This is a genomic window from Enterobacter sp. 50588862, from assembly GCF_001462935.1.
Taxonomy (GTDB): domain Bacteria; phylum Pseudomonadota; class Gammaproteobacteria; order Enterobacterales; family Enterobacteriaceae; genus Enterobacter; species Enterobacter bugandensis.
In genome coordinates this window covers 772,807-785,961 of record NZ_LNHM01000028.1, presented here as the reverse complement: position 1 = coordinate 785,961, position 13,155 = coordinate 772,807, and the positions used below count along the sequence as shown (strand labels likewise).

General features: G+C 49.5%; 6 protein-coding genes and 3 pseudogenes. 2 read left to right on the top strand and 7 right to left on the bottom strand.

Annotated features, from left to right (window positions below; genetic code table 11):
- Positions 1-93: 93 nt before the first annotated feature.
- On the top strand, positions 94-1,281 hold the full coding sequence (locus tag APT89_RS16645; RefSeq protein ID WP_047365265.1) for an MFS transporter: 1,188 nt from the start codon (positions 94-96) through the stop codon (positions 1,279-1,281).
- Positions 1,282-1,316: 35 nt separating this feature from the next.
- Here the strand turns inward: APT89_RS16645 and APT89_RS16640 are convergent, their stop codons facing one another.
- The 7 genes and pseudogenes from APT89_RS16640 to APT89_RS16615 form a co-directional block, all read right to left on the bottom strand.
- Positions 1,317-1,952 (bottom strand): OmpH family outer membrane protein, encoded by a 636-nt coding sequence (locus APT89_RS16640; RefSeq protein ID WP_131701752.1) that lies wholly within the window; start codon positions 1,950-1,952, stop codon positions 1,317-1,319.
- 10 nt (positions 1,953-1,962) lie between these two features.
- Entirely contained in the window at positions 1,963-2,574 is a 612-nt protein-coding gene (locus tag APT89_RS16635) for a helix-turn-helix transcriptional regulator (protein ID WP_047365269.1), read from the bottom strand.
- 57 nt (positions 2,575-2,631) lie between these two features.
- Positions 2,632-3,213 carry a hypothetical protein gene (locus APT89_RS16630; protein WP_048956397.1) on the bottom strand — a complete coding sequence of 194 codons (582 nt, stop codon included), beginning with the start codon at positions 3,211-3,213 and terminating at the stop codon, positions 2,632-2,634.
- 68 nt (positions 3,214-3,281) lie between these two features.
- Positions 3,282-4,712 (bottom strand): annotated as a pseudogene (locus tag APT89_RS24830) (autotransporter outer membrane beta-barrel domain-containing protein); the annotation flags it as partial.
- A gap of 765 nt (positions 4,713-5,477) precedes the next feature.
- A pseudogene (locus tag APT89_RS24825) lies at positions 5,478-7,907 on the bottom strand (autotransporter outer membrane beta-barrel domain-containing protein); the annotation flags it as partial.
- Positions 7,908-11,057: 3,150 nt separating this feature from the next.
- A pseudogene (locus tag APT89_RS24820) lies at positions 11,058-11,186 on the bottom strand (ESPR domain-containing protein); the annotation flags it as partial.
- Between the two features lie 65 nt (positions 11,187-11,251).
- Entirely contained in the window at positions 11,252-11,695 is a 444-nt protein-coding gene (locus APT89_RS16615; protein ID WP_048956394.1) for a winged helix-turn-helix domain-containing protein, read from the bottom strand.
- A 571-nt stretch (positions 11,696-12,266) separates the two neighbouring features.
- Between APT89_RS16615 and APT89_RS16610 the strand changes: the two genes are divergently transcribed.
- On the top strand, positions 12,267-13,067 hold the full coding sequence (locus tag APT89_RS16610; protein ID WP_060573011.1) for a winged helix-turn-helix domain-containing protein: 801 nt from the start codon (positions 12,267-12,269) through the stop codon (positions 13,065-13,067).
- The last annotated feature ends 88 nt before the right edge of the window (positions 13,068-13,155 follow it).

Genomic DNA, 13,155 nt, shown 5'->3' with positions numbered 1-13,155 from the left:
CGGTACATCTTACACAAAAACAGATTTTATCTTAACGTTAAGATAAATGCTCGCGGCAATTTGCCTGGGCCATTCACAACCGAAAAGGATGCCATGTTGAAACGTACATCACCATTACTCTTCGCCGTTATCGCTTTTATCGTCGGGCTGAACCTGCGCCCCATTCTGGCCTCGGTCGGCCCTCTTTTCTCCGTGCTGCAGCGCGAAGCGGGGCTGAACGCGACGCAATTCAGCCTGCTGACTACCCTGCCGGTGGCGATGATGGGACTGGCTGCCCTGTGTGGCCCCTGGCTTTTAGCCAGGATCGGTGCCGTCAGGGGAATTATGCTCGGGCTGTTCATCTTGCTGGTAGCCTGTTCATTACGCGGTTTTAGCACCTCGCTGACGGGTTTGATGGGTACCGCGTTACTGGGTGGGGCCAGCATCGGCACGATCCAGGCGTTAATGCCTGCCCTGATAAAAAAGGCGTATACGCAAACGGCCAGCACGATCATGTCGCTATTCAGCACGGGCATTATGGCCGGTGCGGCAGTCGCCGCCGCCAGCGCCGAGCCGCTGTTTTCATGGCTCTCGCTGAAGCACGCGCTGGCTATGGCAGGCGTGCTCGCGCTGCTGGCACTGATGCTGTGGTTACCCCTGGTTAAACAGTCTGAAGGGGAACAAACAGCACATGAATCCGTTACGCTCTCTTCCTCCCGGACTGGACTCCTTCTGCTCTTTTTTGGCGTGGGGACGGGTGCCTACACGCTGGTCTTAGCCTGGCTGCCCCCGCTCTATATTCAGGCAGGATGGTCCGCACGCAGCAGCGGCTATATGCTGGCCTGGCTGACCTTAACCGAGGTGGCCGCCGGGTTTGCCGTCTCCGCGCTGATCGGTAAATTCCCCGACCGCCGTGTTCCGCTGATAACTGTACTGTTACTGCTGCTGGCGGGATTACTGTGTCTGGTCTTTGCGTCGGGCACCACGCCGGTCTTATCAACCTTGCTGCTTGGCATCGGTATCGGCGCCCTCTTCCCGCTGTCGCTTATCGTCACGTTCGATCATGCGCGAACGCCCGCGCAGGCCGGGAAGTTACTTTCTAAAGTTCAGGGAGGAGGATATATGATCGCCGCGCTAATGCCGTTAATTGCGGGGATCGTTAGCGACAGCGCTGTTTCACTGACCAGCGCATGGCTGGTGATGAGCGCGGGAGTCGTGCTTTTGATTGCTATAGCGCTGAAATTTAAGCCTGTCGTGAGCGAGCAGACACGACCTTCCTCTGAAGCCGGTGCAGGGGAATAGTGATTATCTGCTCCCTGAGGAAGGCCGCTTGCGAGTCATGCTGCAAATCCAATAAAGGAAGTCCCTAAGAACCCGTTTACAATGACTAAAGACCTGGGGTTGCCATTAGACAATTTACTTAAGTTTATAACTCCCGTCATAAACTTACCACCCTCTCCTTTATCTTCAGGTAATATTATTTGTAATTTTGGAATATGTCCAAAATCAACCTGAGAGCCTTTAAGGGCATCAATGACCTGATCTGTTACATCTATATAGTCGCCAGAAGTAAGTATCAGAGGACCATAATGTATTATTTTCAACCCATTTTTATCGCATATATTTTTTGCCGTCTCTATTGTCTTTGTATAGAGGAGGTTTCTTGCAGAATAGCGTGCCATTCGTAATGATTTTTGCAAAAGCAGTTGATCCAATTCACGCAACTCGTTTAATTTATCCGTATCAATTTTTTCATACAATTTATGCGCCTCGTCATTTGCTTCTTTAAGCACGCTGGCAACGTTATCCAGATAGGCTTTTTCTTGAAGGGACAATCCTGACTGTGTCAGAACTACCTTCATATCGACATAACCAACACTCTGCTTCTTTTCGTTTGCATCACACCCGTTTAATAGCATAACAGTAATAAATAAGGCTGTTTTAAACGGTGTTGAATACTTAATTTTTGACATGGTCATAGCCTCATGAACCAAATGATGACAAGAAATACAGGAACTCATGCTTGCTTTTTATTCCCATCCTCATTTTTATCCTTGATAGTAGTTGATAAATTGTCTTATCACTTTTATTCATTCGTATAGCGACATCTTTCACGCTCGCTCCAGCGGAAATGGATCTAATAACTTCAAGTTCGAAAGCATTCATAATAGCTTTCGAGCGTTTAAAGCTTGACTGGTAATGATTATGTGGTATTAAATCATTTTCCTTACAAACACAGGGAGACATCAGTTTAACCTTCAACAATTCAATCGCCATGTACCTGGATATCGTTATGGATTTTGATACCAGAGTACTATGAATATTGACACCGGTTGAGTTTGAAGGCTGAATGAAAACAATTTTTTCTTTAGCGTTTTTTAAAATGTTGTATAAGTTCCCATAGAGTGCTGGTACATAACTCATCATATCAATAAATACAAAGTCGTATCTTCTGTAAAAAAGCGCATTATGATTGACTGAATCACACGCATTGTGAATTGATACAAGCTTCACACTTTCTGAATACGTTTCCTCTAAAATATGCCTAACACCTTCTGCCCAAAAATTATCGGCTCCAATAAATAATATCACCATCTCAAATCCCTGTTTAATGACTGTAAGGCAGTCCTTTCAAGACTGCCTCTTCCTGAATTATTTTGAGGTTTTATTTTTAGGACTTATGACGTCCTTATTCTCTTTAGCCGCTTCAGCAGGTTCAGGCTTCGGACTGGTGACAGAGATGGAAGGCAGAGGGCCAAAGTCTGCTTTAACATCTTTAAGCGCTTCTGTGACATTAACCGTTAAATTGGTATCGTCTGCCGAGGCGAGGATCAGCGAACCGTCCATCACGATACGCAGCCCTTCCTGTTGTCTGACCTTCTCTATCGCCTGGCGGGCCTCCGCCAAAATGCTGTTTCTGGCAGACTGCCCTGCTTCAGCCAGCACGCGACGAAGCATAATTTGATCGGCCTGGCGCGCTTTTTCTCTTTGGTCTTTGTCCATTTTTTCATAAAGTTTTCCGGCTTCGGTTTCGGCCTTTTTCAGCGCATCTACAACCAAATCCATGCGCTCCTTTTCCTGCTGCGCGAGTCCTGACATTGACAAGACCGCTGCCAGGTCTACATAAGCAACATCATTTCCTTTTTTCTTCATATCACATCCTCCCAGCAGCACCACAGACAGTGCCATAATGATCATATAAAACGTAAAAAACTGACGGGTTGTCTGGCTCATTTATTTACCTCTTCCCTCGAATACGGTCTTAGAGGGCAGGCTTTTCACGAAGCCCGCCCGGTTTTTAATTAGAAGCTCACTTTCAGGCCCAGCATGGCGCTGCTGTCGCTATAACCATCGTCACCCACCTGTTGCGCCACATTGCCCCACAGGTTGACATTGCGGCTCAGCTGGCCGTCCACTCCAACCTTCAGCTCGCCAATGTTACGGGTACCAGCCTGATTCACCCGTACGCCGTTAAGGGTTGCACCGAACGTCTCAGTGTTATGGATCCAGTTAGCTTCAATAAACGGCTCGAAGGTTCGTTCTTTTCCGTCATCCAGTGTGCTGTGTCCTTTAATAAAGGCACGAGCGCCCAGGCGGGTCTGAATATTGCCGTCCCCTTCACCGGTGACCCGGGTACCATTGCTTTCCGTCAGATCATCAGCCTTCACCCCCATCCAGATAGCCTGCGCTTTTGGCTGGATGTAGTAGGCCGTGCGCTCATCACGATCGCCCAGTTTCCAGGTGTATCCCCCTTCCACCGATGCAGTGAACCCTTTTGATTTGTAGCTTTCACTGCCAGCAGATTTTCCACTGACGGTATTGTCGAACCAGTTGTACAACAGCCAGGTATCCACCCATGCTCCGGTTTTCGCCTCGCTCTCCTGCAGCCAGGTGCCATAAATGCCCAGGCTGTACCCGTTAATACTGCTATCAGCCTTATTACCGTTGAGGTGGTTACGCGCGTTGCTCTTCTGGTTTGCATAGCCCGCCATCACGCCCAGGTGATAGCGGTTTTCACTGTCGCTACTCCATTGCGCAATGTCACCGCCCATCTGCATCACATACCGGTTTGACTGGGTGTTCATCTGTCCGCTGCTGTCTTTCGAGCGGGTGTGTCCACCGACGTTACGCAGCCACATACTGGTGACCTTTTTCTCTCCGGTGAGAGCGTCTACATAGTGGGTCTCCCCCAGACGATCGTGGAGTCGGTGTGTGAACAGCGTATTCGCAGCAGCCATATTCACCCCGTACAGACTCGCTTCAGGACGGATCCAGTCCGGCTTAGGCTGGGTGCCCGTGTCCGTATCCGTTCCTGAACCTGTATCCGGGCCTGTTCCTGGCTCTGGATCCGGGATTACCGGATCGACCGGGGTGGTATCCCGGCTCACCAGATACCAGTTCCCGCTATTGCTGCCCTGTCCACGCGTCAGACGGTAATCGTAAGCCCCGGCCACAATACGTCCGGACTGAGTAAATTCCCCCTCGGATTTACCGCCTACCGTAATCAGCTCAATCCCGTTAAGGGTGGCAGCGCCACTTCCGCCCGCATTTGTAACGCTGACAGTAGTATTGCCGCTGGTAGAACCACCAATCACCATCCGATCGGTTGCCGAACGGTCATCACCCAACACGGTGTTAAAGTGGATAGTGCCGTTGTTGCCAACATAGTCACCGCTCACCTGGAGCGTGTTACCGGCCCTGGCTCCCGACTGGCCGATCAACACCGAACTGGCGTTGGTCAGATTACCGCCTACAGCGTACTGCAGTGGGGTTGCCTCCACGACGCCATACTCTCCCAGCACAAACGTGCCCTGGTTGATAACATCGCCTGCCGTACTGCCGTATCCCCCAAAGACAGCGCCACGAGCCACGTTTACAGCGGATGAAGCCAGCGAAACTGCATTGTCCACATCACCCAGAGTGAGTATGCCGAGATTAACGTCTGTATTACCGGTGTACTGCGCGGCGGACTGCGTCAGCGTCACGTTACCCCGGCCATTTTTCACCAGATCCCCTGTACCGGTGATGTGGTTTTCTACCGTCCAGGCGGCCACATTGTTCAGCACCAGGCTACCGTGGTTCTCAATATCGGCCTTACCGGTCTGCTCAGGCCCCTGCGCAGTAAGTGTCGCGCCACTGTCCACCGTAAAGAGGCCCGAGAATCCGCTGTTATCCGCTGCCAGGGTGATATCTGCACCGTCCTTAAGTACGACACCCCCGTTTCCTGCCAGCGTTTTCGCCAGCGCACCAGAGACACCATCGTTCAGCGTCAGCGTGTCGTTTGCTGACGTCATCGTGACCGTTCCACTGTTACCCAGGCCCGCCACATCGTTAAGCATGGCGTTTGCGCCGCCGTTCAGGGCAACTTCCCCGGTATAGCCGGTATTCGCACCATCGACATAAAGTTCACCGGACAGCACCTCCAGCTCACCCGCCCCAATAAGTGTGTTACCGGCGATGGATCCCGCATCATTCATGCCAGCCTCACGCTGCGCGTGGGTGAGCGTCAAATGACTGCCTGCGTCAAGCATGACCTGACTGCCAGCCTCTGTATTCAGCGCACCCGCTGTCTGGCGTGAACCGTTTATATCCAGCACAGATCCAGCCGCGACATTCACAGCCGAAGTCAGCCCCAGAGTGTTGTCGGCATCAAGACGCAGCGTTCCACTGATCACACTGGTGGCACCTGTGTAATCATTACCGCCATTCGACAGGCTCACGGTTTGCGCGCTGCCGGTATCGATCGCCAGATCGCCACTGCCGGTCACCTTCACGCGCAGATCGGTCTGTAGCCCCTGAGCATCCGGCCCAACCGCAAGCGTCAGGGCATTGTCGCCCGTTCCCATCAGCTCGACTTCTTTCAGACCGTAGGCGATATACAGCCCGTCGCTGGTGATACCGTCGGAACTGCTCACCATCTGGTAATCCCAGGTCCCCTTCGCGACGCTGTTGCCGTCCTGAACGATGTCCAGGTGCTGCACGTCACTGATAACGTTGCCGTTTTCATCTACCAGATTAAGCTGACCACCCGTTCCTTTTACCGCGCCTTCTGCCCCGGCAAGCTGGACCAGCGTGGTGGCGTCATCCTGCTCCATCAGCGATTTTTTACTGAGGCTGGCAGGAACATGGTTAATCACTCCCCCACCCAGCGTGACCTGTACAGTGCCCTTACCACCGATATCAAGCGTGCCATCGGCAGAAGTGATGATGTGATTGTCCGCGATGATATCGCCTGGCATAACGGCCCCGAACTGAACGGTACCCCCGTCAAAGGACAGGCCGCCGAGTTGCTGCTCACCCGCACCGACCGTGACCACACTTTCATTCCCGGTAACCAGGGAGGCCTGCGTCAGTGAAGACGTGTTATCGCCTTCCAGCTGGAAATGACTGGTGCCCAGTTTCAGGGTGCCCGCGAAATCACTTCCTGTATTGCCGGTGAAAGCAAAATCAGACTGCGAGGAATCGAGGCTTACCGATACCAGGCCCTGACCGGTAAGCGTCGGGTCAAAAGTGAAATCTCCCGAGACAGAAGGCTTCACCGCCAGCTCGCTGCCACGTTCGATGTCAACCGCACCGGCCCCGAGCCCCCCGTCGGTCAGCACTAGCGCTTCCTCGAGGGTCAGGAGCGAGTTATTTTTGAGGGCCACACGCTCAAAATTCTGAAGCGTTGACGCACTGGTCAGATGGTGCACGGCGGCATCGAACACCAGCGTGTCGTTGCTGCCTGTGCCCCCGTCGAGGAGATTAAAGACGGCTCCTCTGCCTTTCACCGTAAAGATGTTGTCACCGCTACCGGCAATTACGCTGTCCGCCCGGGCCGTACCGGTCAGGGTGACGCGGTTGTTTCCGTTCCCCAGAGTGGCGGTACCGGTCAGCGTACTGGCGTCATCGAGATAGAGGCTGTTATTGCCGTTATTGAGCGCAATAACCCCCTGGATAACGCCCCCGGATCCATTGCGCATGACGGTATCGACACCGTTATCAAAGGCCATAGCCAGCGAGGAGTCTGTGGCCGCGATGATAGCGCCGGTATTGATAAACGTGCCGACCTTCGCGGCATCCACCACAGCCGTAGTGGTGGATGCAGAGTGCAGAACACCGGTCTGTTCAACCCGGTTCGCGTGATTATTCACCACCAGTGCGGAACCGCCGTCTGCTTCTGTCACGTTCACGCTGACAGCAGTTTTTACCGTCGCGCCGTCTGCCGTGTTGGCCTGAATGCCGGTCCCACCTTTACCAAAGAGATTAATGGTCAGGCCAGAAGAGTTGGATAAATCCAGGTTATTACCGGTAATACCGCCGTCCGCAGCCATGAACGCGAGACCCGTACCGTTTCCTGCTACGTTAATCGTGCCGCTGTTCTGCTGCGCCAGCGTGGCTGATGTCCGAACGCCTTTACCGTCCTGCACATTGATGGTGGTGTTGTTGAGCTGGATACCGGCAATCTCTGCCCGGTTTTCAATTCCGTTTCCGCTGGCACCCACGGCGTTCACATCAATTCGCGCGCCGTTGACGATAAGCCCTGCGGCACCGGTATCGAGCAACACGCCGTGCGCCGTGCCCTGACCTTCAACCACGCCCATTCCGCTCCCCACTAAATCAAGGGAGGCTCCCTGACTCAGGCGGATAGCAGCCACACCGTCAGTCGCGATAATGCGTCCCCCGGTGCTGAGCACGGTTGAGTTTGCCCCTTCAACATCCACAGCGACGCCGCTGACGGTAATATCACTGGCCTGATTATCGAACTGTCCGCTGATAACCTTTATTCCGGTATTGCCGGTGCCGGTGGTCAGATCGATATTGCCTTTGTTGACCAGCATGCCCTGGTTCTGCGAGATAAATGCCGTCGCACCGGCAAGCCCGGAGGTAATATCGGCCTCGTTCGTGAGGATCGTGCCAGTATTGGTTTTGGTAACAGTGCCAGCAAGATCGTACTCATTTCCGTCAACAACACCGACCACAGCCCCGGAACCGGTGAGATCCGCAGTCACACCCTGTGACAATGTTGCGCTGGCACCACCGGCAGCAAACACCCCTTGTGCACCAGTCCCCTGAATGGACAGATGACTGCCTGCAGCGGCGTTCACCAGCGTGCCAGAACCTGTAGCCCAGATCCCACGACCATCTTCACCGGATACGTTGTAAGACAGTACACCCTGCTGAGAGGCACCTTTCTCAATTCTGAACAGCGTGGAACCCTTTCCGTTAGCATCCATAACGGCAGTCGTCTGGGCATTAAGCGTGGAGCCCGCACCAGAAATCAGGAATGCGATCTGATTACTGACGCCGCTCGTCGAGTCCGCAAACACAGGCAACGCGGTACCTGCCAGGTTCACAGAGGCACCGTCGGTAACTTCCACGCCGATAGCCCCCTGGCCTTCGAGCCTGATGGTACCAGCGGTCATATTGACAGTAACGGCGTTGCCAGAGGCCTGAATACCCGTGGTGCGGTTAACATCGCTACCGCCTTTAAGGGTAAGGTTGCCTGTATTATTAATTGTCGTGCTTTGGTTGGCTGAACTGGCAACCAGTCCTTTCCCCCCATCCTGAACGGTAATACTGCCGCTGTTGGTCCCCGTGGAACCATCGAGGATTTGCAATCCTGTCGTGTTTTTACCAGAAAAATTAATATTTCCAGAATTTTCGAGAGTGGCTCCGTTACGGGCAATATAGCCAGTCACCTGATCTTCAGTTGAGGACAGGTTCGCTGAGGAGTCCAGTTTTGTACTGGTTTCATTGCTGGTAAATTTACCGCTAATATCGTGCCCGTCTCCGTCAGCGATTGCCGCGATGGCGCTGGCGTTATTCAAGAGAAGATTTGTGCCGGCATCAATAACACCAGTAGCTCCGCCTTCAACAAGCACACCAGTCGCCCCCTTCCCGGCGATGTCCAGGGCCAAGGCACCGGTACTAACCGAAGTGCCTTTACCCGTCGCCGTTAGAATCACCGAATCCTGACCTGAAGCAATCATCCGGGATCCTTGGGTAGCGCTTCCGGTAAAGGTGGCTCCGCCATCTAGACGCATCAGGGTCGAGTTATCCGACGTCACATCCTGCACGCTGCTGCTACTGTTGATGATTTGTGAGCCTGCGCCGTAAACAAAATAACCAATTTGATTTTTGCCGGAGGAGAAATTAACAGAGGCATTACCCGTCAAACTTATCGTTCCTGCATTACGTGCGTGCACACCGATCGCACCATCACCATTAAGGTTTACCTTTCCGGCAACATTCACCTGTGAACCAGCACCCTCTACCCAAACACCGTAGTTTGGCAGGGCACTCTGGCCTGAACTTTTATTTACATTGATGGTTCCAGAGGAAGAAGCCTGACCTCCCTCCTTGGCTTTAATCCCGACGTTATTAGCCCCATTAAGGTTGATGATACCCCTGTTATCAATAGTCCCGGATGCTTTATTTTTAGCGAATATACCAATACTCTGGTCTGGGATAAATTTCCCACCATCTCCGTCTGTGTTGACATCGATTATACCGTTATTGATCATCTGAATATTGGTGTCATCAGCCATAAAGCCATAAGCACCATTAGATGATGAACTAAGCGTTATCAGTCCGTTGTTAGTTGCGCTCCCACCAGATATCGCACGAACTGCCGCACTTTCTGCGCCCAAATAATCAGGAGTTATACCATCCTCGTTGATTCCTAATGCAATAATACCGCCAAAATCATTAATGAATGAGCCATTATTATCTACGAGAACACTGACAACCGCGCCAGAAACTTCTTTTGATTTATTCGTATTCCAATATCCACTAACAATCCTGCCATTATTAGTTCCATTTGCCCCTGAAGTGAAGTGAGCGCCATAAACCACGCCATTAGCCGATTTTGAATCGTATCCACTACGAGCATTAATACTATAGAGACCATTATTAATAAAACTCGTGCCAGAACCATGGACATAGACTGGATAGCTAGCAAAAATTCCGTTAGAATGCGACTGTAAATCTTCGCCCCCTAATGACAATGTACCATTATTTTCAAAAGAGGCACCTGTGTGTAAATCGACCAGCCTACCTGATCCAATGACTACGCCATCATTTTTTATATAAGCATTATTATCCGCCATGAGATATTTGAATGTCAAAAGAGATCCAGAGCTGATCTTAATATAACCAGACTTAGAAACGACTGCTTTGGCATTGTCTCCAGTAGCATATATAAAAGCACCATCGGCATCACCAAGAGAGGTACTATCATAACCCGCAGGATATAAGGAATAGTTATAGGTTTCTACTGTATTCTTATACGCAGCGTTAAAATAATCATCATAATTGAAGGTATAACCCTCTTTTAATTTTTTCACTAGCCAATCATTGTAATTTATTAAATCGTTAAGATTATTTACAGTGACATATGTGCCATCAAACGTTTTAAACGTTCCGCTATAATTTGTCACGGCCGCATTGTAAGATTTATTATTTCCATCTGAAGGCCAATCAACAGTACCATTCATTAAAAAAGTTTGCTGCGAATTCCATGAAGCAGAGGCAGAATTTTTGGTACCATCGACAAAAACCAACTGACTATCTCTTACCTCACCCGTAGCATAGCTGCTACTATTAAGTGAAATTTGCACATCACCATTATCAACCTTAACGAATTGAGTCTTAACATATGTTGTTGGAGAAGATTTCATAAAACCAAAACCTGCACCAAAATTATAGCTATCTTCCTCTCCAATATCTGAAGAAGAATAGACATTCATAGTTGACTGAGCATTAGTTATTGGATCTTTAATAGTGATAGAAGTATTCTTACCAGCTAATCTTAGTTTTTTCCCATCATTTAAATCTTCAACTTTTGTAATAGCAATACCATTCCTGGAAACAGAATACCCATTCTGAACAACATCTTTCAGGTTTCTCAATGTAATATAAGATGAACCTGAGCTTTTCCAGCCAGTAATACCAGTAACGCTCCATATTTGCCCATCACTTATTGAAACAGAACCACCATAATTATTATTATTGGCATAAGACCAAGTACTATCGAGCTGGCATGTGAATGAACTGTTATCACAATTGCTGGCGAAAGCAGGCACAGACAGTCCTGCCACGGCTAAGAGAATTGCTGTCTTAATAGAATTTCCACTAGAACTTTTTATTTTACCTTTGCCCAGTTCAGAAACAACAACAGGCTGTCCGGTCGCTCTGTTAAATATTACTTTATAGATTGCGTTCATATAAGGTCCTTACGCCCCGGGCGTAATTATTTTCAAAATAGAGTTATTACAATACAGGTCGCCAGTTATTTTACTGACTTAACCATATCGGTAGCCTGTTGACGGGTGAATATAAACCGACTCAAGCGATCATATGAGGCACGTATATAGACAGGCTCATAACCAGCGGTATTCACCATATAGCCCCTGCCCTCCACGCGCATAATAAAATCCTCATCGACACCAAGACCGACGAGCCTTTTCTTTAATTCATTCATGACCTGCCATAAGCGTGGCCCTGAGGATTTCAGCCCATATGCCTCCCACACGGCTCTCATGATGATTTCATCGCGCAATAGTCCAGACCGCCCTCTTTCCAGCAGAAATTCCAGCAGCCGGAACATAGTCTGCCTCAGATAAATATGCTTCTGATTTAATTTTTGACTGTTAAGTGGGATAAGCACCCGGTTTTCCCGCAGAACCATCACACCATTACGGTCATCTCCCAAAATATAACCAAATTTTCTCACGGATAGATATCTCCATATTCCGGCTCTGCATTTCTGCAATAGCTGTCAGCGGTCTGTTGGAAGCATGTCAGCATAATAGTTTCAGACGAAATCTAATATCAAACTAATCAATTTGATAAAAGCAAAACACCAAGAACTAAAGCCAAGCCAGTTAATATCACTATAAAACAGGCATAAATAAGACATTTTATCCAAATAATTAATATTTCGATTGATGAAATTAACAAAAAACCTTCTTTTTTTAATGAAGTGTTTTATGCTTATTATTTCTTTTTTAAAGTGTTTACTACTTAAGGTTCATCCCCTCCATTTCTTGTTGAGCGGGTTTTCCGGCAGGGACCAGGATTTTTCTGTCTGACCGGATGTTAACATCTGCCCGGCAAGGGTGAAGGGATCAACACTTCAATTAAGACGGTTAAGATTTCACTTAAGATTAAAAACACATAACTAATTGAATTTAATGTAGAATCAACCATGCGCTCTTTAGCCACTTAAGAGTTCTGAAGTAATTCATGGCGTCCTGAATCGGGGAGAGCTAAAATTGGGGCAGGCAGTCAGCAGGCAGGGAGTCATGAAGAAAACGTATTTAATCGACGGCAGGGTAGTCTTTCGCAGTGGGCAAAATGAACTGGCCAGCCAGGTTAATCCGGATCTCACGGAAATACTGAATGAGCCCTGCGCCCGTTGCCTTGAGGCGCTGCTGGATGCGGAGGGGAGCATTGTCCCCCAGGCAGAACTGTATAAGGCTGGCTGGGGTGAGGCCTATAAAGATGTCGCACCCAATACCCTCTACCAGAATATCCTTCTGGCTCGTAAGGCCTTCCGCAATATCGCTGAAAGTGAAGACGACTTTATCATCACCGTTCCCAGAAAGGGATTCCGGTTTAATGAAACCATGACGGTGATAGTAAGGGTTTCTCCTGAGAATTCCGTTTCAGTTCCGGATAAAAAACGATCTGAACCAAATAGTAACGGCAGTAAAACTCTGTTGCTCAGGGACACTGCCCCCACCCTGCTGTCCCGTATGCCCCTCCCGGTTGCGGCAATTTTTTTTATTCTTGCATTAGTCATTTTTATTGCAGGGCACTTCAGATACGGAGCGACCCACCACGACGATTTTACTTCGGAATATGATTATGCAGGCGCGCAAAAAGGGTGTGAGGTTTACGTTAATAAACGTCAAACCGTGTCAAGTTTAAAAACTGAACAGTTCCTGAAGAGATGGCCGGGTACTACGGCCAACTGTAGCCGGTTACCACAACGATATATTACGCCGTACCGTAACTACCACAGTGTGTTTTATCTTTCATGTAATGGAAAAAATAAGGCAGAAAGAATATGCAGTTCAGGCTACCTACAGCTCTCAGAATAACAGCATGCACTGTCAGCCTGCTGGTATTCTGTTATTCCGTTTATCATCTACTGGAGTTGAAAAAAAGATCCGAAGGGAGAGTCATTCA